Annotated in this window: 26 protein-coding genes, 1 tRNA gene and 1 pseudogene; 12 read left to right on the top strand and 16 right to left on the bottom strand. The window is 64.7% G+C overall.

The window, feature by feature from the left end; all coding sequences use genetic code 11:
* From AC630_RS21930 to AC630_RS21920, 3 genes and pseudogenes are all read left to right on the top strand, one after another.
* Positions 1-232 (top strand): annotated as a pseudogene (locus tag AC630_RS21930) (hypothetical protein); the annotation flags it as partial.
* A gap of 426 nt (positions 233-658) precedes the next feature.
* A complete protein-coding gene (locus AC630_RS21925) occupies positions 659-1798 on the top strand; it encodes an FAD-dependent monooxygenase (protein WP_074120535.1) in 1140 nt (379 codons plus the stop codon).
* Positions 1795-3408 carry a benzoate-CoA ligase family protein gene (locus AC630_RS21920; protein WP_074120534.1) on the top strand — a complete coding sequence of 538 codons (1614 nt, stop codon included), beginning with the start codon at positions 1795-1797 and terminating at the stop codon, positions 3406-3408. The genes AC630_RS21925 and AC630_RS21920 overlap by 4 nt, the downstream gene beginning before the upstream one ends.
* 195 nt (positions 3409-3603) lie before the next feature.
* Here AC630_RS21920 and AC630_RS21915 read toward each other — a convergent pair whose 3' ends face one another.
* Together AC630_RS21915 and maiA are read right to left on the bottom strand one after the other, a co-directional pair.
* Positions 3604-4116, bottom strand: coding sequence for a MarR family winged helix-turn-helix transcriptional regulator (locus AC630_RS21915; RefSeq protein WP_074120533.1), 513 nt, complete (start codon positions 4114-4116; stop codon positions 3604-3606).
* The gene (maiA, locus tag AC630_RS21910) at positions 4106-4738 is read right to left on the bottom strand and encodes a maleylacetoacetate isomerase (RefSeq protein ID WP_074120542.1); all 633 of its coding nucleotides are present in this window, start codon (positions 4736-4738) and stop codon (positions 4106-4108) included. Before maiA ends, AC630_RS21915 begins: the two co-directional genes overlap by 11 nt.
* A gap of 225 nt (positions 4739-4963) precedes the next feature.
* Here maiA and gtdA point away from each other — a divergent pair, with 225 nt between their 5' ends.
* A complete protein-coding gene (gene gtdA, locus AC630_RS21905) occupies positions 4964-6004 on the top strand; it encodes a gentisate 1,2-dioxygenase (RefSeq protein WP_074120532.1) in 1041 nt (346 codons plus the stop codon).
* Positions 6005-6120: 116 nt separating this feature from the next.
* Here the strand turns inward: gtdA and AC630_RS21900 are convergent, their stop codons facing one another.
* From AC630_RS21900 to AC630_RS21885, 4 genes are all read right to left on the bottom strand, one after another.
* Positions 6121-6948 carry an ABC transporter permease gene (locus AC630_RS21900; RefSeq protein WP_074120531.1) on the bottom strand — a complete coding sequence of 276 codons (828 nt, stop codon included), beginning with the start codon at positions 6946-6948 and terminating at the stop codon, positions 6121-6123.
* Positions 6941-7714 (bottom strand): ABC transporter ATP-binding protein, encoded by a 774-nt coding sequence (locus AC630_RS21895; RefSeq protein ID WP_074120530.1) that lies wholly within the window; start codon positions 7712-7714, stop codon positions 6941-6943. The genes AC630_RS21900 and AC630_RS21895 overlap by 8 nt, the downstream gene beginning before the upstream one ends.
* Positions 7715-7865: 151 nt before the next feature.
* On the bottom strand, positions 7866-8870 hold the full coding sequence (locus AC630_RS21890; RefSeq protein ID WP_074120529.1) for an ABC transporter substrate-binding protein: 1005 nt from the start codon (positions 8868-8870) through the stop codon (positions 7866-7868).
* A gap of 46 nt (positions 8871-8916) precedes the next feature.
* A complete protein-coding gene (locus AC630_RS21885; RefSeq protein ID WP_074120528.1) occupies positions 8917-10281 on the bottom strand; it encodes an FAD-dependent oxidoreductase in 1365 nt (454 codons plus the stop codon).
* Positions 10282-10391: 110 nt separating this feature from the next.
* On the opposite strand from AC630_RS21885, the gene AC630_RS21880 reads away from it, so the two are divergent.
* Together AC630_RS21880 and AC630_RS21875 are read left to right on the top strand one after the other, a co-directional pair.
* On the top strand, positions 10392-11276 hold the full coding sequence (locus AC630_RS21880) for a LysR family transcriptional regulator (protein ID WP_074120527.1): 885 nt from the start codon (positions 10392-10394) through the stop codon (positions 11274-11276).
* 67 nt (positions 11277-11343) lie between these two features.
* Positions 11344-11616: a hypothetical protein gene (locus tag AC630_RS21875; RefSeq protein WP_083636343.1), complete on the top strand. Its 273-nt coding sequence runs from the start codon at positions 11344-11346 to the stop codon at positions 11614-11616.
* A gap of 11 nt (positions 11617-11627) precedes the next feature.
* On the opposite strand, the gene AC630_RS21870 is transcribed toward AC630_RS21875, so the two are convergent.
* Positions 11628-12431 (bottom strand): enoyl-CoA hydratase-related protein, encoded by an 804-nt coding sequence (locus AC630_RS21870; RefSeq protein ID WP_074120526.1) that lies wholly within the window; start codon positions 12429-12431, stop codon positions 11628-11630.
* Between the two features lie 158 nt (positions 12432-12589).
* Between AC630_RS21870 and AC630_RS21865 the strand changes: the two genes are divergently transcribed.
* Complete coding sequence (locus AC630_RS21865; protein ID WP_074120525.1) at positions 12590-13564, top strand: ketopantoate reductase family protein; 975 nt, start codon at positions 12590-12592, stop codon at positions 13562-13564.
* Between the two features lie 3 nt (positions 13565-13567).
* On the opposite strand, the gene AC630_RS21860 is transcribed toward AC630_RS21865, so the two are convergent.
* A complete protein-coding gene (locus AC630_RS21860) occupies positions 13568-14245 on the bottom strand; it encodes an alpha/beta hydrolase family protein (RefSeq protein ID WP_074120524.1) in 678 nt (225 codons plus the stop codon).
* A gap of 125 nt (positions 14246-14370) precedes the next feature.
* Here AC630_RS21860 and AC630_RS21855 point away from each other — a divergent pair, with 125 nt between their 5' ends.
* The gene (locus AC630_RS21855; RefSeq protein ID WP_074120523.1) at positions 14371-15516 is read left to right on the top strand and encodes an acyl-CoA dehydrogenase family protein; all 1146 of its coding nucleotides are present in this window, start codon (positions 14371-14373) and stop codon (positions 15514-15516) included.
* Between the two features lie 146 nt (positions 15517-15662).
* Here the strand turns inward: AC630_RS21855 and AC630_RS21850 are convergent, their stop codons facing one another.
* Entirely contained in the window at positions 15663-16088 is a 426-nt protein-coding gene (locus AC630_RS21850) for a hypothetical protein (RefSeq protein WP_245330481.1), read from the bottom strand.
* A 137-nt stretch (positions 16089-16225) separates the two neighbouring features.
* Positions 16226-17335 (bottom strand): alpha/beta fold hydrolase, encoded by a 1110-nt coding sequence (locus tag AC630_RS21845; protein ID WP_245330480.1) that lies wholly within the window; start codon positions 17333-17335, stop codon positions 16226-16228.
* 116 nt (positions 17336-17451) lie between these two features.
* Here AC630_RS21845 and AC630_RS21840 point away from each other — a divergent pair, with 116 nt between their 5' ends.
* On the top strand, positions 17452-18417 hold the full coding sequence (locus AC630_RS21840) for a LysR family transcriptional regulator (RefSeq protein WP_074120522.1): 966 nt from the start codon (positions 17452-17454) through the stop codon (positions 18415-18417).
* A gap of 84 nt (positions 18418-18501) precedes the next feature.
* On the opposite strand, the gene AC630_RS21835 is transcribed toward AC630_RS21840, so the two are convergent.
* Positions 18502-19641: an amidohydrolase/deacetylase family metallohydrolase gene (locus tag AC630_RS21835; protein ID WP_074120538.1), complete on the bottom strand. Its 1140-nt coding sequence runs from the start codon at positions 19639-19641 to the stop codon at positions 18502-18504.
* A 125-nt stretch (positions 19642-19766) separates the two neighbouring features.
* A tRNA-Arg gene (locus AC630_RS21830) sits at positions 19767-19843 on the bottom strand.
* 144 nt (positions 19844-19987) lie between these two features.
* Between AC630_RS21830 and AC630_RS21825 the strand changes: the two genes are divergently transcribed.
* The gene (locus AC630_RS21825) at positions 19988-20341 is read left to right on the top strand and encodes a VOC family protein (protein ID WP_074120521.1); all 354 of its coding nucleotides are present in this window, start codon (positions 19988-19990) and stop codon (positions 20339-20341) included.
* 124 nt (positions 20342-20465) lie between these two features.
* Positions 20466-20759, top strand: coding sequence for a GYD domain-containing protein (locus tag AC630_RS21820; protein WP_074120520.1), 294 nt, complete (start codon positions 20466-20468; stop codon positions 20757-20759).
* 228 nt (positions 20760-20987) lie between these two features.
* On the opposite strand, the gene AC630_RS21815 is transcribed toward AC630_RS21820, so the two are convergent.
* The 4 genes from AC630_RS21815 to AC630_RS21800 form a co-directional block, all read right to left on the bottom strand.
* Positions 20988-21359, bottom strand: a complete 372-nt coding sequence (locus tag AC630_RS21815) for a cupin domain-containing protein (protein ID WP_074120519.1) — start codon at positions 21357-21359, stop codon at positions 20988-20990.
* A gap of 27 nt (positions 21360-21386) precedes the next feature.
* On the bottom strand, positions 21387-22025 hold the full coding sequence (locus AC630_RS21810) for an RraA family protein (RefSeq protein WP_074120518.1): 639 nt from the start codon (positions 22023-22025) through the stop codon (positions 21387-21389).
* A gap of 25 nt (positions 22026-22050) precedes the next feature.
* A complete protein-coding gene (locus AC630_RS21805; protein WP_074120517.1) occupies positions 22051-23568 on the bottom strand; it encodes an AMP-binding protein in 1518 nt (505 codons plus the stop codon).
* A gap of 112 nt (positions 23569-23680) precedes the next feature.
* Positions 23681-24709, bottom strand: coding sequence for an alpha/beta hydrolase (locus tag AC630_RS21800; RefSeq protein ID WP_074120537.1), 1029 nt, complete (start codon positions 24707-24709; stop codon positions 23681-23683).
* Between the two features lie 208 nt (positions 24710-24917).
* Here AC630_RS21800 and AC630_RS21795 point away from each other — a divergent pair, with 208 nt between their 5' ends.
* Positions 24918-25529, top strand: a complete 612-nt coding sequence (locus AC630_RS21795; protein WP_074120516.1) for a hypothetical protein — start codon at positions 24918-24920, stop codon at positions 25527-25529.
* Positions 25530-25567: the final 38 nt, after the last annotated feature.

The following is a 25567-nucleotide window of genomic DNA, read 5'->3' as shown; positions in this document are numbered from 1 at the left end:
GGGCGCAGCTTCTGCGGCAGCAGCGCCGGCGGCGCCTGCCGTGATCGTTCTGCGCCCGCTGCGGCCGCGCGAAGAGCTGTTCATCGTCCGGTCGGCCTGCGGCGCCGACATCCGCACGCTGTGCGCGGGCGTCCAGCCCGGCGGGGGCCGCATCGTGCAATGCATCGCGAACAACGCTGCGTCGCTGTCACCGGCCTGCAAGGACGTGCTCGCCCCGTTTGCTGCGCGATAAGACCGCGCACGTTTACGCGCCAAGACGCGCGACTATGACCGGCGGCGCGCGCGAGTGAATTTTCGCGCGCCTGCCGGGACTAACCCTTTGCCGAGATCCGATTTCGATCGCGCCAAGACCGGAACAAGCCCGGAAGAAGGACGTGGTTCACTGCCGTCGTTGTCCGCAAGCCGGTTCCAGCGGTCCGCCGCACCACCGTGCTGGTGAACGGGGTCTGGGTGAAGCGCTGCGTCTGACACGCGGATGGCCAAGCCCGCACGGTTTGGCTATGTTCCGACCTGACGGTTTCCGGCACGCGCCACACAGCGTGTCCGGATGCGAGCTGTGGCGTGCCTCGCCTTGTCGATGATTCCGCTGGCGCCGGACGCCGGAGCACATTAGGCTACCCCTAAATAGTAAGTATACTGTCAATTAGGGAGGCAGACGTTGCGGATCGCCGTGATCGGCGGAGGGCCCGGCGGGCTCTACTTCGCCTATCTCTGGAAGAAGCGTCACCCCGAGGATCAGGTCGACCTGTTCGAACAGAACCCGGCCGACGCGACCTGGGGCTTTGGCGTGGTGTTCTCCGACCAGGCGCTGGAATTCCTGCGCGTCGACGACCCCGAAACGGTCGACGCGATCGCACCGCATATGGAAAGCTGGGAGAACATCACGCTCAGCCTGCACGGCGACAGCATCGCCATCGACGGCGTCGGCTTCTCCTCGATCGGACGGCTCGAGCTCCTGAGGTTCCTGCAACAGCGCGCGCTCGATGCCGGCGTCACCCCGCGCTTCGACACGCTAATTCAAGCGATCGACCAGCTCAACGGCCATGACCTGATCGTCGCCGCCGACGGCCTGAACTCGCTGGTGCGCCGCGCCTTCGAGGGCGATTTCGGCACATCGCTGTCCTACTCCTCCAACAAGTTCGTCTGGTACGGCACTTCGAAGTACTTCGACACGCTGTCGCAGACTTTCGTCAAGACCGACCGCGGCGCCTTCAACGCCCATCACTACCGCTACTCGCCGACCATGAGCACGTTCCTGGTCGAATGCGACTACGCGACCTGGCACGCCTACGGCTTCGCCTACAAGGACGTCGAGCAGTCCAAGGGCGTTTGCGAGGAGGTATTTGCAGACACGCTCGGCGGCCACTGCCTCGTCTCCAACAAATCGGTCTGGCGCAACTTTCCCTGGGTCTGGAACGAGCATTGGTCCTTCAAGAACATGGTGCTGATCGGCGACGCCCTGCACTCGGCGCATTTCTCGATCGGCTCGGGCACGCGGCTCGCGATCGAGGACGCCATTGCGCTGGTCAAGGCGCTGGAATCGGACGCGCATCTTTCGACCGCGCTGCTTCGCTACCAGGCCGAGCGCAAACCGGTGGTACAGAAGCTCGTCGACGCCGCGCGCACCAGCGCCTTCTGGTACGAGCAATTTGCCGAGCACATGAAGCTCGACCTGATGGATTTTGCCTATAGCTACATCACGCGGTCCGGCCGCATCGACGATTCCCGGCTGCGCGCGATGTCGCCGGCGTTCATGGCGCGTTACGAGGCCGCCAAGAACGGCGGGGATGTGGAATGACCAACGAGATTCGCGACCAGGTGCCCGCCGACAGCCCGGGCGCGCGTGAGATCGGCTTTGCCGCTCCGGAAATTTACAACGCCAGCCGCGTGCTGTTCGACAATCTCGCCAAAGGCCGTGGCAACAGGTTCGCGCTCATTGGTCCGGCAGGCACACGCAGCTATGCCGAGCTTTGCGCGGAAGCTTGCCGCTGGGGCAACGGTTTTGCGTCGCTCGGTCTGAAGCGTGGCGACCGCGTGCTCCTGTTCCTGGATGACACGCCGGCCTATCCCGCCGCCTTCTTCGGCGCGGTACGCGCGGGCTTCGTGCCGCTCCTCATCAACACGCTGACGCCGCCGGACTTGCTGCAATTCTATCTCGCCGATTCCGGCGCGACCGTTGCGGTCGCGGACGCCGAGTTCTGCGCGCGCTTCAACGCGGAAGCCTGCAAGGACACGAACCTGCATACGCTGATCGTCGTGAATGGCGCGGTGGGCGATCACGCCGCGCCGGGCGCGATCGCCGCCGCAAGCTGGCTCACGCAGTTCCCGACTGACCTGGCGGAAGCCGCGACGCATCGCAACGAGATGGCGTTCTGGATGTACTCTTCCGGCTCGACCGGCCGGCCCAAGGGCATCGTGCATCTCCAGCACGACATGGCCTATACCGAGGTTGCTTTTGCGCAGAACGTATTGAAGCTGACGCCCGGCGACATCTGCTTTTCCGTGCCAAAGATCTTCTTCGCCTATGGCTTCGGCAACTCCGTCACCTTCCCATTCTCCGCCGGCGCGGCGACTCTGCTGTTGCCGGGGCAACCGAAGTCGGCATCGATCTTCGCGGCGATCGAGCAATACAAGCCGACGGTCTTCTTCGGCCTACCGACGCTCTACACCTCGCTAACCAAGGCCGAGGGCGTGCAACTGACGAACTTCTCGTCGCTGCGCATGGCGCTCTCTGCGGCCGAAGTGCTCTCGGCCGAAGTCTTCAACGGCTGGAAGAAGCTCACCGGCCTCGAGATCGTCGAAGGCCTCGGCTCGACCGAGGTGCTGCACATCTATCTCTCGAACCGCCCCGACCAGAAGAAGCTCGGCGCCGCCGGCCTACGCGTGCCCGGCTACGAAGTCGCGCTTCGCGACAAGGACGGCCGCGACGTCGGCGACAACGAGGAAGGCATCTTGTGGGTGCGCGGCGATTCCAACACGCCGCTGTATTGGAACCGGCCGGACAAATCCGCCGAGACGATCCGCGAGGGCGGCTGGATCTACACCGGCGACCGTTTCGTCCGCGACAGCGACGGCTTCCACTTCTTCCGCGGCCGCGCCGACGATCTCATAAAAATCTCCGGCCAGTGGGTCTATCCGCTCGAGGTCGAGCTGTGCCTCGCCGACCACCCCGACATCCGCGAATGCGCGGTGTTTGCCGCCGAACTGCCGGATCGACGGATGACGTTGAAAGCGGTGGTGGTGATGAATAATCGCGCCGTCGACGAGAGCGAGGCGGCGCGCATGCTGCAAGACTACGTCAAGGGCAAGCTGCTGCCCTACAAATACCCGCGCGAGGTGATCTTTATCGACGAGCTGCCGAAGACGGGTACGGGGAAGATTGACCGGCAGGCGCTGCTGAGGATGTGAGGGGCCACAGTCGCACTACACATTCAGTGTCGTCCCGGCGAAGGCCGGGACCCATAACACAGGGAGGAGTGGTGGCGCGTGCTGCCAACTCTGAGTCTTCGCAAAACTACTCCCTGTGGTTGGGTCCCGGATCTGCGCTTCGCTTGTCCGGGACGACGGCAGGGTGTGAGGCGCGAGCACTGCCTCAGGCCTCCCTCACCCCGCCTTCCCCAGACGCTCAAGCGCATCCTCGGCCCGCAGCGGCACCCGTGACGCCTCGTTGTTGAGATCGACGAGTTGCACCAGGAGCCCCATCAGCGCCTTGCGGTCGGCGGGCTTGAGCGGCTCCAGCATGCGCGCCTGGGCGCGCTCGACGACGGGGATGATCTCGCGCAGAATCGCCGCGCCTGATTTGGTCAGGTAGAGCAGCTTGATCCGCTTGTCCTCGGGCGCCGGCTTTCGCTCGATATAGTCCTTGGCCTGAAGCCGTTCGATCACGCTGCCGAGGGTCGAGCGGTCGAAGGCGATCACGGCCGACAGTCGCGTCGCGTCGATGCCGGGATGAGTGTGGATCGCGATCAGCGCCGCATATTGCACCGGCGTCAGGTCGAACGCCTTGCACTCCTCCATGAAGATCGAGACCGCGATCTGCTGCATTCGCCGGAACAGATAGCCCGGCGCGGCATAGACCGCGTCCATCGTGATCGGAGGAAGAGGCTTACTCGGCATCGGGCTGCTTCTCCGGCGCGGCATTGGCGAAGGCCGGCAGCGCCTTCGCCGCGGCTTCCGCCTGGAGCAGGCGCGGATAGGCCCACACATCCACGCCGAAACGGCGCGCATTGGCAAGCTGCGGCACCAGGCAGAGATCGGCGAGCGTCGGCGCATCGCCGAAGCAGAACGGGCCGGGCTCGTCCTTGACCAGCGTCTCGCAGGCCGATAGCCCCTCGCGGTTGACCCATGCCGCCCACTCCTGGACCTTCTCCTCCGCCAGACCGAGCTCGCGCAGCCGCGCCAGCACTTTCAGGTTCTGCACCGGATGGGTGTCGCAGGCGATCGCCAGCGCGAACGCCCTCACCTTTGCGCGCCGCAGCGGATCCTTCGGCAGCAGCGGCGGGTTGGGATGGGTCTCGTCGAGCCATTCGATGATCGCGACCGATTGGGTCAGCACCGCACCTGCATCATTCTCCAGCGCCGGCACCAGGCCTTGCGGATTGATGGCGAGATAGGCGGGCGCGCATTGCTCGCCCTTGCGCAAGTGATGCGGAAGGTGCTCGGCGCCAAGGCCCTTGAGATTCAGCGCGATGCGCACGCGATAGGCGGCGCTGGAGCGGAAATAGCCGTGCAACTTCATCGAGACCTCCCTGTTATTCGTCATTCCGGGGCGCGCCGAGAGGCGCGAGCTATGATGCGCAATTGCGCATCTGAGAATCCATACTCCCGATCGTGGTTATGGATTCCGGGCTCGACGCTGGCGCGTCGCCCCGGAATGACGACGGCCTTGTATATCGTTCGTCACGTTGACGCTACCTAGATCGTGAGTATACTGTCAATTAACAAAGCGAACGGGAGGCGCACCATGGAAGCCGTGACCAAGACGCCGGAACGCGAGGCGTTCTACAAGAAGATCGACGGCGAGAATCTCACCGCGCTGTGGACGGTGATGAGCGACCTGATCACGCCGGAGCCGAAAAGCGCCTGCCGGCCTCATTTGTGGAAGTTCGACGTCATCCGCGACTACATGACGGAAGCCGGCAAGCTGATCACCGCCAAGGAAGCCGAGCGGCGCGTGCTGGTGCTGGAGAACCCGGGCCTGCGCGGCCAGTCCAAGATCACGACGTCGCTCTATGCCGGCGTGCAGATGGTGGTGCCCGGCGACGTCGCACCCGCGCACCGGCACAGCCAGTCGGCGCTGCGCTTCGTGCTCGAAGGCAAGGGCGCCCACACCGCGGTGGATGGCGAGCGCACCGCGATGGAGCCCGGCGACTTCATCATCACGCCGTCGATGACATGGCACGATCATTCCAACGAGACTGACGAGCCGATGTTCTGGCTCGACGGCCTCGACATTCCCCTCGTCCAGTTCTTCGACTGCTCCTTTGCGGAAGGCTCGAAGGAAGACCAGCAGAAAATCACCAAACCCGCCGGCGACAGCTTTGCCCGCTACGGCCACAATCTGCTGCCGGTCGATGTGAAGCGGAGCTCGAAGACCTCGCCGATCTTCAGCTACCCTTACGCCCATACGCGCGAGGCGCTGGAAAAAGCCAAGACGCGCGAGGAGTGGGACGCCTGCCACGGGTTGAAGCTGAAGTTCAGCAACCCCGAGACCGGCGATTTCGCGATGCCGACCATCGGCACCTTCATCCAGCTGCTACCCAAGGGTTTCAAGACCGCACGCTATCGCGCGACCGATGCGACCGTGTTCTGTCCGATCGAAGGCAAGGGCCGCACCCGCATCGGCGATCAGACCTTCGAATGGGGCCCGCGCGACCTGTTCGTGGTGCCGAGTTGGCAATGGGTCACGCACGAGGCCGAAGAGGACGCCGTGCTGTTCAGCTTCTCCGACCGCCCGGTGCAGCAGAAGCTCGACCTGTTCCGCGAGGATCGCGGGAACGCGTGACGAGCTCGTAGGGTGGGCAAAGGTGCACTTGCGCCGTGCCCACCATTGCCCGACACGTGAAATAGACGCGGTGGGCACGCTTCGCTTTGCCCACCCTACGGCTGCGGTGATTGCAGCTACCGCCAGTGCAGCAGCCGCGTCTCCAGCCAGTTGATCACCTTCCCCACCGCCAGCCCGAAGACCGACAGGATTACCACGCCCGCGAGCAACTGATCCGTCTGCATCAGATTGCCCGCCTGCAGCACGAACGCGCCGATGCCGTACTGCGCGCCGATCATCTCGGCACTGACGACGAGCAAGAGCGCGACCGAGGCCGTGATGCGGAAGCCGGCGAGGATCGCGGGCAATGCGCCCGGCCAGATCACCTTGCGCACGATGGTGGTGAAGGGAACGTTGAAACTCTGTGCCATGCAGATCAGGTTGCGCGGCACGGCATCGACGCCGCTATAGACCGAGATCGCCGTCGAGAAGAACACACCTAGCGCAATGGTCGCGATCTTCGGCTCTTCGCCGATGCCGAGCCAGAGGATCAGGAGCGGCAACAGCGCGATCTTCGGGATCGGGAACAGAGCCGAGATGAAGGTAATGCCGACGCTGCGCGCGAGCCGCGACAGGCCGATGGCGAAGCCGACGGCAACACCGGCCGCCGTTCCCAGCAACCAGCCGACGCCGATCCGCAGCAGCGAAGCGGACAGATGCTGCCAGAGTGCGCCTGACATCGCGAGCTCGTAGATCGCCCGTGCGATCGCCGAAGGCGCCGGCAGGAACAGCGGATTGACCAGGCTGGCGCTGCCGGCCGCCTGCCAGATCGCGATGACGAGGGCGAGCGCGATCCAGCCGCCGAAACGGCTGCCGGCAGGCACGAAGCCCGCGCCGCGAAAGCGGACACGCCGGGTCGCGTCGTCCTTTGCAGGTGTTTCCGCCGCCGGCGCGCGATCAAGCATGCTGGACCTCGCGTTCGGCATCGATCGCCTCGTTGCGGATCAGCGACCAGATCTGATTCTGGAGCGCGAGCAGCTTTTCACGCGCCGCCGCCTCGCCACGCGCCGCCCGCGTCATCGGCACGGTCACGACTTCGCGAATGCGCCCCGGCCGCCGCGACAGGACCACGATGCGGTCGGCAAGGCGCGCGGCCTCTTCGAGATTGTGAGTGACGTAGACCGCGCCCATGCCGCCGTCCGCGAGCAGGCGGACGAAGTCCTCCATCAGGAGCTCGCGCGTCTGCGAATCCAGCGCCGATAGCGGCTCATCCATCAGGAGAATGGCAGGCTTGACCGCAAGCGCGCGCGAAATGCCGACGCGCTGGCGCATGCCGCCCGAGAGCTGTTTTGGGTAGGTCTTGCGGAAATCGGTCAGACCGGTGCGGCGCAGGGCATCGTCGACCAGCGCGCGGCGCTGCGTAGCCGAGAGCTGGGTATGCAGCAGCGGGAATTCGACGTTCTCCTCGACCGTCGCCCAGGGCAGCAGCGCAAAATCCTGAAACACGAAGGTGAGCGGATTGAGACTGTCCGCCGGTGGCGCGCCGCGCAGCTCGGGCGCGCCCGAGGTCGGCTGCAACAGCCCGCCAAGGATCGACAGCAGTGTGCTCTTGCCGCAGCCAGACGGCCCGACAATCGCCACCACCTCGCCGGCGCCGACCGTGAAGGAGATGTCGTCGAGCACGGCGAGATCGCCAAAGCGATGGGTGATGTGGTTGGCGATCAGGTCCATCGGCTGTCCCCTGCTCTCGATCCGTCATCCTGAGGAGCCGCGAAGCGGCGTCTCGAAGGATCGACGGCCCGGATGCCGCCCGGCCGGGCATCCTTCGAGGCTCGCTTCGCGAGCACCTCAGGATGACGGGTTTGGAAAGGCGCGCGAAGCATCAATCCGCCTTCACATAATCCTTGGCGATGATCGAATTGGCATCAAAGCCCTTGTCGGCGAAGCCCTGCTCCCGGAGCCATTTGATCTGGTTGTCGACGTTCTTGACGTCGAGCTTGCCGTCGGGATCGATATAGGCGCAATTGCCGACCACCTGCTCGAGCGGCAGGTTGGTGTACTTTGCGATGATCTCCAACAGCGGTTTTGTCTGCTCGTTGACCGGCGCGACGCCGTCCTTCATCGCGGCGAGGATGACGTCGTGATATTCGCGATCGGCCTTTGCGAGGGCGACGAGCAGCTTCGTCACCAGCGCCTTGTTGGTCAGCGTCTTCGGCGAGGCGAACACCGCGCCCAATTGCCAGGGCGTTTCGTCGCCGACCCAGCCCAAAAACTTCGCGCCGCCCTCATCCATCAGCTTTCGCGCGGTGGAGACAGGAAGCAGCGCCGCATCGACCGTCTCGCCCTTCAGCGCAGCGGCCGCGTTCGACAGCGATTGCAGCGGCACGATCTTCACGTCCGCGAGCTTGAAGCCGTATTTGTCGGCGAGCAGGCCGAGTGAATAGTGGAAGCTTGATCCGACCTGCGTCACCGCGACGCGCTTGCCCGCGAGGTCCTTCGGCGTCTTCAGCCCGGCCGCATAGGCATTGTTGCTAGCAAAATAGCCGATCAGGGGATAGCCGGCCTTCTCGCGGCTCATGCCGCCTATCACCTTCAGCACGCCCTTGCCGGCAAGATTGTAGAGGCCGGCCGTGAACGCGGTGACGCCGAAATCGACGTCGCCCGAAGTGGTCGCAACCGCGATCGGCTGCGCCGCATCAAAGAACTTCAGCTCGACGTCGAGGCCGGCCTCGCGAAAGTATCCCTTGTCCTGTGCGATGAAGACGGGCGCGGAGGACGACAGGCGGAGCACGCCGATCTTGGCCTTCAGCGCGTCCTCGGCCTTCGCCGTGCCCATCGCCATGATCGCCACCAGGCCCGCAAGTGCGAGCCGCGCAATTCCGATCATCCCGTCTCCTCCGTCGTATTTCTCTCGGTCGTTCTGTTGCAGTCCGTTACAGGCCCTCGGGGACGGGCTGGTCCCGCCCGATGAAGGCGCCCTGTTGTTTCAACGTTTCCTGCAATTTTTCAACCGGGATGTCACGCGGGTTCCGGTTTCCGGAGAGCGCCAGCACTGCTGCGGAACCGGCCGCCTCCCCCATCACGAAGCAGGCGCCGGAGACCCGCGCCGCCGACTGGCCCTCATGGGTCATCGAGGCGCAACGGCCGGCGACGAGAAGATTGTCGACGCCCTCGGGCAGCAGCATCCGGTAGGGCAGCTCGTTATAGCCGCGCGATTCCGGAATCGGCGGGAAGGTGAAGACGACATCGCCGGGAACATGGGCCTCGATCGGCCAGCCATTGACGCCAATCGAATCCTCGAAAGAGGCACAGCCGAGCACGTCCTCGCCGCTGAGCTGGTAGCCGCCCTTGATGCGGCGGGTTTCGCGGATGCCGAGCTGCGGCGGCAGGTCGACGATGTAGGACTTCTCGAAGCCCGGCACGGTGCGCAGGAATTCGAACGCGGCGCGCGCCTGCTTGCGGCCCTCGATCTCGCCGCGGGTGAGATCGTCGGGCTCGATGCCGTTGATGGCATGGCCGTCCTCGCGCGCAACTTGCGTGAAATTCACCCGCCATTCGATGCCGGACTTCTGCGGCCGCACGATCGCGCTCTTGCGCGGGAATTTATGCGTGCCGGCGGCGATGGCCTTCTCCATCAATTGCGGGATCGTGCGCCAGGCATCGCCCGCCTTCTCGGGATCGATGCCGTTGAGACGGAGCATCATCGAGGGGTACATTGGATGACCGTGTTCATCGCCGACCTCGAACGGCGCGCCGGCCCAGACCGCGAGATCGCCGTCGCCGGAGCAGTCGATGAAGATCTCGGATCGTACCGCCTGCCGGCCGGCCTTGGTCTCGACCATCAGGGCGTTGATGCGGCGATCAGCGCCCATCACCACGCCGGCGCCGAGCGCGTGGAAGAGGATGTCCACCTTGTGGCTTACCAGAAGTTCATCGGCCGCGATCTTGTAGGCCGCGGTGTCGTAGGCCTGCGCAAAGACCTTGCCGAGGATCAGATGCGGCGCATTGAGGCCGTTCAGGCGGTCGATCCGCGCCAGCAGCTCGGACGCCATGCCCTGCACCAGCCGGTGGGCCTGGCCGTAGACATTGCCATGCAGGCCGCAGAAATTGGTGACGCCGGCAGCGGTGCCCATGCCGCCAAGAAAACCGTAGCGCTCGATCAGCAGGGTCCGCCGTCCCGCCCGCGCTGCGGAAGCCGCCGCCACGATGCCGGCCGGCCCGCCGCCGAGAACGACGACTTCATATTCGCCGTAGAGCGGCACCTTTCGTGCCGGTTCTTCGATCATCGTGGCCCGCATGGCGCGTCCGCTCCCAAAATCCTTTGCTCGAGGCGACTATGAATTAACGCGAGCCGGGCTACAATCCACCTAAATACGCGATCAGCTTTCTCGAATCGCGAAAGGTCGAGATGGACATTCTGGTGAACCTTCAGGCGTTTCTCGCCACCGCGGATGCGGCCGGCTTCTCCGCCGCCGCGCGAAAGCTCGGCGTCTCGACCTCGGTCGTCGCAAAGCGCGTGACGCAGTTGGAGACGCGGGTCGGGACGTCACTGTTTCATCGCTCGACCCGGCAATTGCGACTCACCGAAGCCGGGCAGCGCTACGTGCATCGCGCGCGCGGTGTCGTCACCGATGCCACGGACCTTCTCTCCCGCATGGGCGAGAAGGGCCACGATCTCGTCGATCACCTCCGCATCAAGGCGCCGACCTCGCTGACGGTGGCGCACCTCGCCGAGGCCTTCAGCGCGTTTCAGACGCAGAACCCGCGGCTGAAACTCGAGATCGTCCTGATCGATCGTCCCGTCGATCCCGTCACCGAAGGCTTTGACATCGCCATCGGCGCCTTCCCGCATTCGTTCGGCGGCGTGGTCGACGAGCCGCTGTGCCCGCTGAAGCGGCTGCTCTGCGCTTCACCGGCCTATTTGAAGAAGCACGGAACACCAAAGCATCCGCGCGATCTCGTCGATCATCGTTGCCTCAGTTTCCTGCCGACCGGCCCCGAATGGATTTTCGACGGACCACGCGGCCGCATCAGCATCCAGGTCAGCCCGCTGCTCTCCTCCAACGAGGGGCATGTGCTGGCGCGCAGCGCGATCGCCGGCAACGGCATCGCACTGTTGTCGCACTATCTGGTTGCTGATGCGCTGCGCGACGGGACGCTCAAGCCGGTGCTGCGCGATTTCCCAATTCCCGAGCTGTGGATCAAAGCTGCGATCCCCGAGCGGCGACGGAATGCAGCCGCGGTGCAGGCACTGCTCACCCTGCTGAAAACGTCACTCGCACCGTCGCTGTAAGCCTTGCCGCGCACTCGTCACAATATGGCAGTTGCTCTCGTAGGGCGGACCTGAGAGAAGGGCCGCCATGGATTCGACATTCGTGAAATTCGCGTCGCCCGCTCTCGTCGCACTCGCGATCTCAGCCGCTCCCGCCGCAGCCCTGGAGCAGAACTGCCGCTTCATCCAGGCCAAGGCCGATCGCGAGGCCTGCTACAAGCAGCAGGAGGAAGAGCTGGCCGCGAGACGCAAGCCCGCCGCGCCAGCCGACAAGAGCAGCACGCTTCAATCGCTGCAGCAGATGCGGCAGGACGACGACGCCGTCTATCGCAGCATCAGCAACATCTGCCGCGGCTGCTGAGCGGCTAGCGCTCAGCCTTTCCCGCCGCCCCAATTCGCGGCCCGCTTCTCGGCGAACGACGCCAGTCCTTCCGCCGCCTCCGCGCTCTGGCGCTTGACCGAATGCAGGTGCACGAGCCGCGTGTACGCCGCATCGTCCACCGCCATTCCGCCGAACGAGCTCTCCAACGCAAGCCGTTTGGTCTCTGCCATCGCCTCCGGCCCGTTGGCAAGCAGTTGCTCCACCACCTTGGCACCTGCGGTGTCGAGATCGGCAAGCGGCACCACCTCATGGACGAGACCGATGCGACGGGCGTCCTCGGCGCCAAAGCGCTCGCCGGTGAGCGCGTAGCGGCGTACCTGGCGCACGCCGATCGCGTCGCAGAGCTGCGGGATGATGATGGCGGCGGTCAGGCCCCAGCGCACTTCGGTGATGGAGAACAGGGCGTTGTCCGCCGCGATCACGACATCGCAGGCCGCGATCACGCCGGTGCCGCCACCAAAACAGCCGCCCTGCACCAGCGCGACGGTCGGGATCGGCAATGTATTGAGCCGCTGCACGGCCTCGAAGGTCGCCCGCGACGCCGCCTCGTTCGCCTCTGCCGATTGCGGCCGAACGCCGTTGATCCATTTCAGATCGGCGCCGGCCTGGAAGTGCTTGCCATTGCCCCGGAGCACGACGACGCGAAGGTTGGGCTTCTTGCCGAGATCGTCCATGGCCGCCAGCACACCCGCGATCAGCGCGCCGTCATAGGCGTTGTTGACCTCGGGCCGGTTCAGGGTGACGGTCGCGACCCCGCGCGCATCGAGGGTCCACAGGACGGGGCTGGCGGTCATCGGCGTTCCTCCGGTCAGTTTTGTTTGCCGCGCACTATGGCCGATCCCGCGCGCCCCGATCCATATCTTTCCGGCGTGGGGCGGTCGCGCCCATCGCATGGCGGCTTGTGTCATGCTGGCGCCGGGCGGCAGCCAGGGGATTAGAGACGGGACATCACATGCGCATCTGCATTTTCGGCGCGGGCGCCGTCGGCAGCCACATTGCGGTACGGCTGGCGCGTGCCGGCCATGAGGTCTCGTGCGTGATGCGGGGCGCGCATCTGGAGGCCGTCCGCGCGGGAGGCCTCAAGCTGCGCGTCGGCGATTCCGAGGTCTCAGCCAAGGTGAACGCCTCGGGCGATCCGGCCCAGCTCGGCCCGCAGGACGTCGTGATCAGCACGCTGAAGGCCACCGCGCTTCAGGGGCTGGTCGCCAGCATCAAGCCGCTGCTCCAGGACGACACCGCGATCGTGTTCGCACAGAACGGCATTCCCTGGTGGTACGGCATCGGCCTGCCGCCGCGGCACCCCACCCCGCCCGACATTTCCTTCCTCGACCCGGGCGGGCGCCTGCGCGCCTGCATCCCGAAGGAGCGGATCATCGGCGGCGTGATCTTCTCCTCCAACGAAGTCGTCACGCCGGGCGTCGTGCAAAACCTCACGCCGGACCGCAACCGCCTGCTGATCGGTGAATGCGACGACCGCAATTGCGAGCGGATTACAAAATTTCGCGGCGTGCTGAACGACGCACGGCTGGAATCGCCGCCGGTGGCCGAGATCCGCGAAGCGATCTGGTCAAAGCTGCTGACCAACATGTCGCTGTCGGTGCTGTGCCTGCTGACCGGCCAGACCGCGCGCGGCGTGCGCGACGACCCCGCCTTCGCCGAGGTCATTCCGCGCATGCTGAACGAGGCCAACGACATTGCCCAGCACTTCATCCCCGAGGTCAAGCGCGTCACGCGCGGCGGCCCCGCACCCAACCACAAGCCGTCGCTGCTGCAGGATTACGAGCTCGGCCGCACCATGGAGATCGACGTGCTGGTAAAGGCGCCAGCCGCTTTCGCACGCACTGCCGGCCTGTCGACGCCGACGCTCGATCTCATTGCCGCGCTCGCGATCCAGAAGGCGCGTGACAAGGGACTCTACGCCGCGTGAGTCTCAGGCGATCTCGACGATCCAGACGGCGAGCGTGTCGAGCACCTCTGCAAGCGCCTCCTCGTTGGAGCGGCCGGACTTTTTTAGCACCGCGAAGGAATGATCGCCGCCTGCGATCTCATGCAACTTCGCCTTCGGACCGAGCGTCTCGATCACGGGCTTGAGGTAGCCGGGATCGGCAAGCCCATCGCGCGTGCCTTGCAGGAACAGCATGGGGACTGCGATGCTGGCGAGGTGCTCGGCGCGCTCGGTCGACGGCTTCTTGTCGGCATGCAGGGGAAAGCCGAGGAACGCGAGCCCCTTCACACCCGGCAACGGCGCCTTTGACTGCGCCTGCGATGTCATGCGCCCGCCGAACGACTTTCCGCCTGCGACCAGCTTCAGTCCGGGGCAGAGCCGCGCCGCCTCCTCGACCGCTGCGCGGATGGTGGCGTGCGCCACCGCCGGCTGGTCGGGGCGGCGCTGCTTGTTCTCCATATAGGGAAAATTGAACCGCAACGTCGCAATGCCGCGGTCTGCAAGGCCCGCCGCGACCTTGTCCATGAACGAATGCCGCATATCGGCCCCCGCGCCATGCGCCAGGACGTAGCAGGCGCGTGCATTGTCCGGCTGCACCAGGATCGCCGAGACCGTGCCGATGCGCTCGATGTCGAGCTTGAGCTCTTGAGTTTTGACAGCCAATGTCAGACATCCCAACAGACGCGAACCCGGCCCCTTGGTAGCGTCGCCGGCGCAGCCTGAAAACACAATAATTGCCGCGGCCGGCTGGCCTACCAAGCCGGCAAGCCGCACCAACCGAGGTAATCATGTCCTACCGCTCCTCCTGGATGACCGAAGAGCTCGACGTTTTCCGCGACCAGTTCCGGAAATATCTTGCCAAAGACCTGGCGCCGCACGCCGAGAAATGGCGCGAGCACAAGATGGTCGACCGGTTCGCCTGGCGCGGGCTCGGCGAGATGGGCGCGCTGCTGGCAAGCGTGCCCGAGGAATATGGCGGGCTGGGCGCGACCTTCGCCTATGATGCCGCCGTGCTGGACGACCTCGAAAGCACCGTTCCGGAGCTGACGACCGGCGTCTCCGTGCACAGCGCCATCGTTGCGCATTACATCCTCAATTACGGCTCGGAGGAGCAGAAGAAGCGCTGGCTGCCGAAGATGGCCTCGGGCGAGATGGTCGGCGCCATCGCCATGACCGAGCCCGGCACCGGCTCGGACCTGCAGAGCGTCAAGACCACCGCGAAGAAGCAGGGCAATTCCTACGTCATCAACGGCCAGAAGACCTTCATCACCAACGGCCAGGCCGCCGATCTCGTCATCGTGGTCGCACGCACTGGAGATGTCGGCGCCAAGGGCATCTCGCTGATCGTGGTCGAGACATCAGGCGCGGACGGTTACAAGCGCGGGCGCAACCTCGACAAGATCGGCCTGCACGCCTCCGACACGTCAGAGCTTTTCTTCGACAATGTCACGGTGCCGCCCGAGAACCTGCTCGGCAAGGAGGAAGGCCAGGGCTTTGTCCAGTTGATGCAGCAATTGCCGCAGGAGCGCCTCGCGCTCGCGGTCGGCGCCGTCGCCTCGATGGAGCGCGCTGTGAAGCTCACCACCGACTACACCAAGGAGCGGAAAGCGTTCGGCAAGCCGCTGATGGACTTCCAGAACACAGCCTTCAAGCTCGCCGAGCGCAAGACCGAAGCCATGATTGCGCGCGTCTTCGTCGACTGGTGCGTCGAGCGCCTGGTCGCCAAGGACCTCGACACCGTCACCGCGTCGATGGCGAAATACTGGTGCTCGGAGAAGCAGGTCGAGACCGCCGACGAATGCCTCCAGCTGTTCGGCGGCTACGGCTACATGCAGGAATACCCGATCTCGCGCATCTTCATCGATTCCCGCATCCAGAAGATCTATGGCGGCACCAACGAGATCATGAAGCTGTTGATCGCGCGGTCGCTGTAGGGGCTTGCTGCTTCGAGACGCCTAGGGGCAGCGGTCAGAATTGTCCGCTGCGCCTTTCTCTTTGGAAATCAGCCGAACGCCTTGTTCGGGTCACGGCGGTAATAGCGCCCGCAAGTTCGGTGAACCTCCCAATGGGCGGAGGAGAGTCACTGCTTTGCTTCCGCGCCCATCAATCCCATTAATGGCATCAAGGGTCCGACCGGAAGATATTTGTAATCCATCAAATGTTCTTTTGAGAGCGGCAGGGTTTCCATGATGGCTCGCGCCTCGTCCTCGGTCTTCGCGTCGATCAGGAAGACAACGCCCCTGCCATGCGAGTACCACTGGCGGATTTTTCCATCGAGATAGAGCTTCACGGTCTCCCGAATCTCGGACGGCATGATGGCCATGATCTGTTGGCGGGTTACGCCCTGCTTGGCAGTCAGAATGACCATCACCTCGGTGGTTTTGGGGACAACTGCGGAGGCGCTTTGGGTTTGATCTTGAGCTTGGCCTTGGGCTTGCCCGGACTGTGATTGCGCTACGGCCGCGACCGGAAGCGCTGCGGCGAGAAATGGGATTATGAATTTCATCGGCTTACCTCGTTCAGTCTGGTTAGATTCTCGGGTTTGTCGTTCTTGTGAATTTTTGAAATGGCTGCGCGAACGCGCGACGCCATTTGCCTGGAGTTCGCTGGGTGACGGCAGGCCAGTCACACAACAGGCACAAGCTAAAGCTGCCGAAGGAAGTCGATCATCGCGGCGCTGACCTCCGCAGCGCGCTCCTGCTGGGTCCAATGTCCGCAGCCTCGCAGCATGATCGTTGGACGAAGCTTCGGAACGAATGACGACTGCCTGGCAATGTCCTGTTGAAACACGGCGGCAACGAAGTCGCGGTCGCCCGCCGTGTAGAGCGCCGGAACGGTTACCGCCGCTCCACCAAAGGCGGCCAACAGATCCCAGCTGCGATCGATGTTGCGCCACCAACTGAGGGGACCGCGCAGCCCGCTGCGCGTGAATGCCTCGACATAAACATCGACATCGGACTCCGTGACCCAGACCGGCAAGGACGCAGGTTCGGATAAGAGAGCGCCCTTCCGGGGCATCATCCCCGCAGGAAACCCTCCGCCCGCTGATGGCGGTCTGTCGCCCGAGAGCGCGTAGAACTGCGCACGAAATGTTCGTCGCAGGTCACGCCCGAGCGCCGCCTCAGCCTCGGGGCCCTGGAGGAAGAGCTGGTAGAAGACCGCATTCTCGTCCCGTGGCATGAGCGTCGTCGGCGGCACCGAACCGCCAAACGCCCGCGGCCGGAACGGCGCGCTGAGCGCGATGACAGCACGGAATCGGTCGGGGCGCAGAAGCGCAGCTTGCCATGCTATCGGGGCGCCGATGTCGTGACCGGCGATCACCGCCTGCTTGGCACCCAAGGCATCGACGAGACCCACGATGTCGCCGATGTCGTGAAGAATCGTATACTTCTCCACCTCCTCCGGACGGTCGCTGCGCCCATAGCCACGCAAGTCGGGCGCCACCGCGCGGAACCCAGCCTTCGCCAGCGCCGGGAGTTGATGCCGCCAGGAATACCAGCACTCAGGAAAGCCGTGGCAGAGGATGACGAGCGGGCCGGTACCCTGTTCGGCGACATGCAAGCGGAGACCGTTCGTCTCGATCATCCGATGCGTCACCTCGGGCATCGCCGAATCCACCCAGGATGTCGGCTCTGGACCAGCCCCGCCGGGCTCGGTGGCAGCGGCGTCAAACGGCTTCGCGAGAGCCGCGCCAACGGCGAGCGCGCCGCCCGCCCACACCATGTCGCGTCGGGAAAACAGCGCGTTTCGCATTGTGTTGCTCCCTTGGTTATTGCGCATCTGGATGCCTCGGCCCTGCGAGGCTCTCGATTTAGGCGGATATACGACTGCTTCCAGCGAGCGACTATTCGCTGTAATGTTGACGGGCTATGAAGCAGAACTTCACAGTCAGGCATGGCGCCCTCGACGGCGTGGAGGCGTTCCTGAGTGTTGCGCAGCACCGCAGCTTTCGGAGAGCGGCGGCAGAACTCGGGGTGACTCCATCGGCGATCAGCCAGGCGGTGCGCGCACTCGAGGCGCGCATCGGCGCGGCGCTCTTCATACGCACGACTCGCAGCGTCGGGTTGACCGAAGCCGGCCAACGATTCCTTTCGCGCGCAAAGCCAGCCTTCGAGGAGCTGGTCACAGCAAGCGAGGTCGCGCGAGACCTCGGACAGCGGCCGGCCGGGCTGTTGCGCCTCACGGCACCGCGCGCGGTGCTGACCCATCTGAATCAGCTGATCGCATCCTTCTGCCAAACCTATCCCGAGGTCGAGGTGGAGATCGCCGCAAGCGCGGACCTCGTCGATATCGCTGCCGAAGGATTTGACGCCGGCATCCGGCTCGGCCAGTTCATCGAGGCCGACATGATCGCGGTGCGTTTGACGCCGTCGTTCCCGCTGGCGGTCGTCGGCAGCCCCGACTATCTGCGCCGGCGGCAGCGTCCGGAGCTCATCGACGATCTGCGTCGACACGCCTGCCTACGCATGCGTCGCTCGGACGGGTCGATCGCGCCCTGGTCCTTTGTCAACGGCAACGAGGCAGTCGAAGCCGTCGTTTCGGGACCTTTTATCGCCAACGACGTTCCCACGCTACTTGGCGCGGCCGTCGCGGGATTGGGCCTTGCGCAGGTGCCAGGGCCGATCGCTGCCGACGCGGTGAAAGCGGGAAAGCTGGTGGGCGTGCTGGAACGGTTCGCACCCATGGCGCCGGGCGTGTTTCTCTACTATCCCCGCTACCGAATGATGCCGAAGCTGCGTGCCTTCGTCGATCACGTGAAGGGCCGCTCGGGCTCCGCCAACAAAATCGGAATTGGTATTGATGACGGGCGAGCCGGACGGCGCAGAAGAGCCTGACGCACGAGGTGACGGGCCGAGATGGCGCTTGTCCGCTGATCGGTGTCTAAACCTTTAGGCGCCGGCGGCCGCGAATCTACGCGATCATTTCGGATGCCACCAGCGGCCGCCGATGACGACGCCTTCGGATGCGATCCTGCGATCGCCCGTCAGATGCTCGCCGACCACATCGACGTAATCGAACTGCCCTTGCCTGATCGAGATCAGCGTGGCGTCGCCGACGCTGCCGGGTTTGAGGCTGCCGAGCTCGGGGCGCCGCAGCGCCATCGCCGCGTTCACCGTGGACGCGGCAATGACGTCGGACAGCGACATGCCCATGCACAAAAACTTCGACATGGTCGTGACCTGGTCGAAGGCCGGGCCGTCGATGCACAGCATGTGGATGTCGGACGAGATCGTGTCCGGATAGAAGCCGTTGGCGAGCATGGCGCGCGCGGTCTTGAACGCGAACGAGCCCTTGCCGTGGCCGATGTCGAACAGCACGCCGCACTCGCGCGCATCCAGCACCGCCTTCTTCACGGTGCCCTGCGCGGTCGCCGGCGTGTTGGGGAACGGCCGGAACGCATGGGTCAGCACGTCGCCGGGCCGCAGGCGCGCCAGCACCTCCTCATAGCTCGGCGGCGGATGGTCGATATGCGCCATCAAGGGCATGCCGACCTCGTCGGCAACCTGGAGCGCAATATCGAGTGGCACCGTCCCCGAGGTGCCCGAGGAGTGCAGCCCCACGCGCACCTTGATGCCGACGATGAGGTCGCGGTTGGCATCCGCCACCTTGGCCGCATCAATCGGATTCATCAGCCGCAGCTCCTCGCTCTCACCGACCATGATCCGGTGCGAGAAGCCGAAGATGCCGGCATGCGAGACGTGCAAGTAGGCGAGGATGCGGACCTGGCTCGGCTCGATAACATGCTTGCGGAAGCCCGCGAAGTTGCCGGGCCCCGCGCTGCCGGTGTCCACCGCCGTGGTGACGCCGGAAAGGCGGCAAAATTCCTCGGCATCGATGCCGAGCGAGGTGCCGCCCCAATAGACATGGGTGTGAAGATCGATCAGCCCCGGCGTCACGATGTAGCGCGAGACGTCGCGCACCTCCGTGCCCGGATCCGCCTTGAGCCCGCTGCCGACCGCCGCGACCTTGCCGCCGGCGAAGGCGACATCCGTCACGGCATCGAGCTTCTGGGAGGGGTCGACCACTCGCCCCCCGCGCAGGATCAAGTCAAAAGGCATCATTGTCTCCGGATATGGCAGTGAGGCGAGATGGCTCGCGGGTAGCCGAGCAAGGAGGGAATCCTGCTTCTAGCAAGTCTTGCGCCAGGGGGCCTGCGAAATAGCGGCCGCTGCCCATGACAAAATGGCGATCCCGGGAAGACTCGAACTTCCGACCTACGGTTTAGGAAACCGTCGCTCTATCCGGCTGAGCTACGGGACCGCGGAACCCGCCGAGGGGCGGGTTCGGCCCCCTCATAGCAGAGCAGGATGCGGTTCGCCAGCCGCAAGGCGGGCCGGATCATCGTCAACCCCGACGGAGCGGCTATACAATCGCTTTCAGATCTCTCTCGGCGGAGCAGCTCACATGATCGAAAGCATCAGCGCCATCACGCTCGGCACGCATGACATGGGGCGCGCCGTGCACTTCTACCGTTCGATGGGGTTCGAGCTCCTGTATGGCGGCGAGGCCGCGGCATTCACAAGCTTTCGCGCCGGCACCGGCTATCTAAACCTGACGGCGCAGCCGGACGACAAGCGCTGGTCCTGGTGGGGCCGCGTCATCTTCCATGTTACCGATGTCGACAAGACCTACGAGCGCGCATGTGCCGCCGGATGGCAGCCGTCGACCGGGCCGCGCGATGCGGAATGGGGTGAGCGCTACTTCCATCTCACCGACCCCGACGGCCATGAGCTCAGTTTCGCGCGGCCGCTGTCCTAACCGAGTAAGTCACATCCGCTGACGCTCCCAACGCGCAAGTGGCGTTGTCGCAGCCGCTGTGGCAAGCTCGGCGTGGTTTCCTCAAGCGAGAATTGTATCTGGGTTCTAACCAGGGAGGACGACCATGGTAACCTATGTCGTGCTGGCGAACTTCACTGATCAGGGAGTCCGCAACGTCAAGGACTCGCCGAAGCGGGCCGACGCCTTCAAGGAGATGGCCAAAACGTTCGGCGTGACCGTGAAAGAGATCGTCTGGACGCAGGGACGATATGACGTTGTGACCGTTCTCGAGGCTCCAGATGAGACTGCCGCGATGTCGCTCAGCCTTAGTCTCAGCGCACTCGGCAATGTCCGCACCGAAACGCTGCGCGCATTTTCGGCAGCAGATATGACAGAGATCGTCGGCAAGATGCTCTGACGCTCAAGCCTGCGCGAGCGCACGGGACCTGGGATGGCAATCCCGGGAACAGGTTGCTCACGCCCTGATATTGTTCTCGCGCACGACCTGGCCCCAATCGGACGCAGCATGTTGGTGCCGAGCCGGACTGCGATCCGCGCCGCCGATCCCGCGATGAGATCGACATGGCCGCCGAGCACGTCGTTCATGGCCGTGCCGCGACCACGATACGGCACGAGCGTTTAAGCGCTACGTCGTCCCGAAACCCGACCCCGGCTTTCTGTATTCCGGCCGTGGTGGACTAAAGATGTCCAGCACGCGGGCGCCGTCGGATCCGGCGCGCATGGTGTGCGGCACGTTACCGGGAGTACGCCAGAAATCGCCCTTCTTCACCGGGATTTCCTCGTCGCCCTGGACGCGGATGGCGGAGCCGTCGAGCAACACGCCCCATTGCTCCTCGGGATGATGGTGCAGCGTGCCTTGGGCATGCGGCGCCAGCGTCACCACCGACAGCATCGCCTGCTCGCCAGAGAAGATGCGCGTGGTCACCCCCGCCGCGAGCTCGCGGAATAGCCCGTCACTGGCATCGTCGAGATTGTGGAATTCCTCCTTCTGGCTCACGCCATTCTCCCCTTCGCTCTCGCCTGATCAGGATTTGCCGTAGGAACCCTGGTAGCGGCCTTCGCGGATCGCCTTCAGCGTCTCCTCCTCGCGCGCGACCTGGGCACGCACCGCCCCGAGCAGCGCCGCGGCGCCGGCAGCGGGAAACGACACCACGCCATCCTCATCGCCGACCACGATGTCGCCGGGCGAGATCACGCTGCCGCCGATCGTAACAGGCACGTTGATCTCGCCGGGACCGTTCTTGTAGGGGCCGCGATGGATCACCGCGCGGGCATAGCAGGGGAAATCCGACGCGGCGAACGCCGCGACATCGCGGATCGCGCCGTCGATGACATAGCCTTCCGCTTTGCGCCATTCGGCGATGTTCTTCATGATCTCGCCGACCAGCGCTCGCGTCTCGTCACCGCCGCCATCGACCACGATGACGTCGCCGGGACCAACCAGCTCGAGCGCGCGGTGGATGGCGAGATTGTCGCCGGGACGGGTGCGCACCGTGAAGGCCGTCCCCACCAGCTTGCCGCCGCGATGATAGGGCTTTAGCCCCACCGCGCCCGGCAGCCGGGCGAGATTGTCTGATATGACCGAGGTCGGCGCGTTCCGAAAACCCTCGATGATGTCGGCCGGCGGCTTTGGCACGCTGCTCGCAGCGATGGTGATGCTCATCGGTTCAGTCCTTCCGCGATGTGTCTCAGTCGGCGTGCGCCCGCGCCTTCGACGGCAGAAGCCGGAAGGCGCGTCCCTCCCTCATCCACGCCGCGCGCTCATCGCGCAACAGCGTGCGGCGGACTTTTCCGGAATCATCGCGCGGCGGGGCGCTGACGATCTCGAAACTCTCGGGGTGCTTGTAGCGGCTGAGCCTGTCCTTGAGGAAATCCGCCATGCCGTCCGCAATCGCCTGTCCATCCGCGTCCGGCTCCGGCTCGATGATGGCGTGCACGCGCTGGCCCAGCTCCGGATCGGGCAATCCCACCACGACGCAGGACCGCACGCCGGGGCACTCGGAGACCGCGGCCTCGACCTCGGCCGGATAGATGTTGGCGCCGCCGCGCAGCACCATGTCGGCGAGGCGGTCGCCGAGATAGAGGTAGCCTTCGGCGTCCAGCCTGCCAATATCGCCGAGCGATTCCCAGCCGTCAGCGCGACGCTTCGGCTCGGCGCCGAGATAGTGATAGGTGGCATCCCTGCCGTCATTGTTGAGGAAATAGATCTCGCCGGTTTCGCCCGGCGCGACGTCGTTGCCGTCCTCGCCGATGATGCGCAGCTTCGCCATTTCGCCGATCTTGCCGACCGAGCCCTTGTGCGTCAGCCAGTCCGTACCGGAGATGATGCAGGAGCCCTGTCGCTCGGTGCCGCCATAGAGCTCCCAGACGCGCTCCGGCCCCAGCCAGGCGATCCAGTTTTCCTTCAGCCAGGGCGGCATTGGAGCTGCCATGTGGAACACGGTCTGCAAGCTCGACACGTCGTGGGCGTTACGCACGTTCTCCGGCAGCGCCCAGATCCGGTGCATCATGGTCGGCACGAAATTGACCCATTGCACGCGCTCGCGCGCGATCAGGCGCAGCGTCTCCTCGGCGTCAAACTTGACGAGGCCGGTGAGCTTGCCACCGCCGAACAACGCATAATGCGACACGATGAACGGCGCATTGTGATAGAGCGGGCCCGGATTGAGCAGCGAAGCGCCGAAGGGCATGTTGAGCGGCAGCGCGGCCACCGTGTCGGTCACTGCCGGATGATGATCGAGGATCACCTTCGGCCGGCCGGTCGAGCCGCCGCTGGTCATGGCTTTCCAGTAGCGCGCCACCGGCGGATTGAGCGGCTCGTCCGAAAAACCTTCCGGCGAGAAATCCGCAGGCAAGCGGTTCGGCGCGTTCCAGTCGGCCTCGCCGCCAACCACCAGCGCCGGCTTCAGGATGTCGAGCACGGCAGCGGCTTCGCCGCGCGGCAGCCGCCATGACAGCGAGGTCGGCGTCGCGCCGCACTTCCACACCGCGAAGCTGGTCTCGAAGAACGCATTGCCGTTAGGAAGGCCGATCGCGACGAAGTCGCCGGGCTTGACGCCCTTCGCCGCGAACGCCCGCGCGCGCCGGTTGGCACCGCGCTCGAGTTCGTTCCATGTCAGCGTATCCTGCCCATGTTGGACGGCGATCGTGCCCTCGGGTTTGCGTTGAGTGTACCAGCTCGGCACATCGGACAGGGGCAGCAGCATCAGGCGTTTCCACTTCGTCTTCTTGGCGTCGCCTCACGATGAGGCACGTCGCAAGACGAAGTGTAACAGCCGGAGCCGAGCCTTCAAGATATCTGCCTTCAAGACGTCCGCATCAGCGCTCCGCCCCGCAGCCCGGAATATCGAACAGCGCCGCGAGCCCGCATGTCGAGGTCAGCATCTTGTCGCCGTCATGGCCGACGCCGGCAACATCCCAGACCCGATGATTGGGCGTGCCGTGGTCACGCTTCGCCATCGCGTCGGCGTAGGCATGGCCGCGGAAGTAGCGATAAGGCCCTTGCGCCTTTGCCATGCAACTCTTGTCAAGCGCGGGATGCTCGGGGTTGGTGTCGAGCGTGCCGAGCAGATAGATCACCTCGCGCTCGACATAGCGCTTCTCGAGCGCGACTGGCGTTGCGTCCGCAAGATAGGGCGGACGCTGGTCCATGCCGTATTTCCAGTTGTTGAAGCCCGGGCAGGATGCGGCGATGGCCTGCACCGGCCGCGTGTCGCTGAAATAGGCGTAGGACGAGGGATTCGCAACGACGTAGCGGACGTCGATGTGCTGGCGCGACAGCGTCGCCTCACCCTTGCCGGCGATGGCGTAGCGCTGCGCGACCTGGCCGCCGCCGGAATGCCCGGCGACCACGACCTGCTTCAGGTTCGGAAAGATGCGCCGGTCGGAGAGTTTTGCGAGGATCGCGTCGAGCGCCTCGAAGGAAGAAACCGGATTCGGCGCGAGCGCGGCATCGCCGCCCTCCCATCCCTCCAGCGACCAGCGCAGCGTGTCCGCGGATAGCTTGTGCGCTTCGATATCGATCTCTGCCAAAAACTGCGGCACGATCATGAGCGCGCTCTTGCCGTCGTCGCCCGCGGCGACCTGCGCGGTGTGGGCTGACATATAATATTCGTCGGCATTGCGCAGTCGTCCGTGCAGCACAATGATGGCGCGCGAGATCGCCGGCAGCGGCATCGACCAGTCGCTGGAGAGATAGAGCGGCAGAATTCCCTGGCCGCCAACCGAAAGCCGCGCGTCGGCAATCGCTCTCACCGGCTTGCGGTTGGGCGCATTCTCGTCCGCGGCGAACGTGCGGCCGCACACCAGCGCGAACGCGATTGCGGCGAAATAGGCCAGCGCTCTCATGACGGACATTCCCCTTCAAATTCAGACCGATAAACTCTAAGCGCATCATGTGCCGCGCGGCTGTGACTCCCGGGTCACGTCAAGCAAAAAATGTCAGCAATACAGCCATGAAATTCCCGAGTTCCATGGGTGACAAATCAGCCATAAAGGGGCAAAAATCCGCCTCGACTCAATTGGGGTTGAGTTTTGCAAGGAATGCTCTCGTAGAATGTCATCCGTGTTCGCATCGCGTCGCGCGGCGCTGCTTCTCGTTACCGCGGCAGGTTTCTTTCTGCTGACGCATTCGTACGCGCATGCGCAATGGTGGAAGCGCGCACCGGTCGACTTCGAGGAATGCGCCGACGCCGCCGAGAAATCTTCGACCAAGGCCGAGAAAACGGCCGCGCTTGCCGAATGCAACGCCAAGTTTGCCGGCCGCCGCAAGGCCGGCGGCGGCTACACCTACTACGACTTCCTGCAGGATCGCACCTTCGACATCGCCGGCCCCAACCCGACGCCGGAAGAGCAGAAGAAGATCGACGAGTCCTACACCGCTTACCTCGCCAATCAGCGCCGCAGCAATGAAGCGGCCGAAGCCGCCGCGCGCCTGCAGCGCGAGCAGCAGGAACAACAGGCGCAAAAGCTTCAGCAGGTCGCGCTGCGAACGGAAACCGAGCGCGTGCCCGTCCCGGTCGAACGGCCAAAGGTCCAGCAGCGGCCAAAGGGCGCGCCCTGCACCAAGGGCTCATTCTCCTGCGAATGGCCGCGGCTGTCGGAAAGCTTGAACGACCTGATGAAGTTGTTCAGCCCGACACCAAGCAAGCCGGCGAAGAAGGGGTAAGCTGAGGCGCCCCAGGTCGGGGGCAGCCCCAAGTGAGC

The sequence above is a fragment of the Bradyrhizobium sp. AS23.2 genome (assembly GCF_001908185.1).
In the GTDB taxonomy this organism is placed as follows: domain Bacteria; phylum Pseudomonadota; class Alphaproteobacteria; order Rhizobiales; family Xanthobacteraceae; genus Bradyrhizobium.
The sequence above is the reverse complement of the archived record's forward strand: the minus strand, read 5'-3'. Positions and strand labels throughout refer to the sequence as shown.

What these genes read in the sequence shown, in the direction of transcription:
- AC630_RS21865 (WP_074120525.1), top strand. Translation starts at nt 12,590, where the DNA reads ATGCGCATCTGCATTTTCGGCGCGGGCGCCGTCGGCAGCCACATTGCG.
- gtdA (WP_074120532.1), top strand. Translation starts at nt 4,964, where the DNA reads ATGGAAGCCGTGACCAAGACGCCGGAACGCGAGGCGTTCTACAAGAAG.
- AC630_RS21820 (WP_074120520.1), top strand. Translation starts at nt 20,466, where the DNA reads ATGGTAACCTATGTCGTGCTGGCGAACTTCACTGATCAGGGAGTCCGC.
- AC630_RS21875 (WP_083636343.1), top strand. Translation starts at nt 11,344, where the DNA reads ATGGATTCGACATTCGTGAAATTCGCGTCGCCCGCTCTCGTCGCACTC.
- AC630_RS21900 (WP_074120531.1), bottom strand. Translation starts at nt 6,948, where the DNA reads ATGCTTGATCGCGCGCCGGCGGCGGAAACACCTGCAAAGGACGACGCG.
- AC630_RS21835 (WP_074120538.1), bottom strand. Translation starts at nt 19,641, where the DNA reads ATGCCTTTTGACTTGATCCTGCGCGGGGGGCGAGTGGTCGACCCCTCC.
- AC630_RS21810 (WP_074120518.1), bottom strand. Translation starts at nt 22,025, where the DNA reads ATGAGCATCACCATCGCTGCGAGCAGCGTGCCAAAGCCGCCGGCCGAC.
- AC630_RS21895 (WP_074120530.1), bottom strand. Translation starts at nt 7,714, where the DNA reads ATGGACCTGATCGCCAACCACATCACCCATCGCTTTGGCGATCTCGCC.
- AC630_RS21795 (WP_074120516.1), top strand. Translation starts at nt 24,918, where the DNA reads ATGTCATCCGTGTTCGCATCGCGTCGCGCGGCGCTGCTTCTCGTTACC.
- AC630_RS21920 (WP_074120534.1), top strand. Translation starts at nt 1,795, where the DNA reads ATGACCAACGAGATTCGCGACCAGGTGCCCGCCGACAGCCCGGGCGCG.
- AC630_RS21850 (WP_245330481.1), bottom strand. Translation starts at nt 16,088, where the DNA reads ATGAAATTCATAATCCCATTTCTCGCCGCAGCGCTTCCGGTCGCGGCC.
- AC630_RS21890 (WP_074120529.1), bottom strand. Translation starts at nt 8,870, where the DNA reads ATGATCGGAATTGCGCGGCTCGCACTTGCGGGCCTGGTGGCGATCATG.
- AC630_RS21845 (WP_245330480.1), bottom strand. Translation starts at nt 17,335, where the DNA reads ATGCGAAACGCGCTGTTTTCCCGACGCGACATGGTGTGGGCGGGCGGC.
- AC630_RS21800 (WP_074120537.1), bottom strand. Translation starts at nt 24,709, where the DNA reads ATGAGAGCGCTGGCCTATTTCGCCGCAATCGCGTTCGCGCTGGTGTGC.
- AC630_RS21805 (WP_074120517.1), bottom strand. Translation starts at nt 23,568, where the DNA reads ATGCTGCTGCCCCTGTCCGATGTGCCGAGCTGGTACACTCAACGCAAA.
- AC630_RS21825 (WP_074120521.1), top strand. Translation starts at nt 19,988, where the DNA reads ATGATCGAAAGCATCAGCGCCATCACGCTCGGCACGCATGACATGGGG.
- maiA (WP_074120542.1), bottom strand. Translation starts at nt 4,738, where the DNA reads ATGAAGTTGCACGGCTATTTCCGCTCCAGCGCCGCCTATCGCGTGCGC.
- AC630_RS21840 (WP_074120522.1), top strand. Translation starts at nt 17,452, where the DNA reads ATGAAGCAGAACTTCACAGTCAGGCATGGCGCCCTCGACGGCGTGGAG.
- AC630_RS21885 (WP_074120528.1), bottom strand. Translation starts at nt 10,281, where the DNA reads ATGCGGGCCACGATGATCGAAGAACCGGCACGAAAGGTGCCGCTCTAC.
- AC630_RS21915 (WP_074120533.1), bottom strand. Translation starts at nt 4,116, where the DNA reads ATGCCGAGTAAGCCTCTTCCTCCGATCACGATGGACGCGGTCTATGCC.
- AC630_RS21880 (WP_074120527.1), top strand. Translation starts at nt 10,392, where the DNA reads ATGGACATTCTGGTGAACCTTCAGGCGTTTCTCGCCACCGCGGATGCG.
- AC630_RS21855 (WP_074120523.1), top strand. Translation starts at nt 14,371, where the DNA reads ATGTCCTACCGCTCCTCCTGGATGACCGAAGAGCTCGACGTTTTCCGC.
- AC630_RS21870 (WP_074120526.1), bottom strand. Translation starts at nt 12,431, where the DNA reads ATGACCGCCAGCCCCGTCCTGTGGACCCTCGATGCGCGCGGGGTCGCG.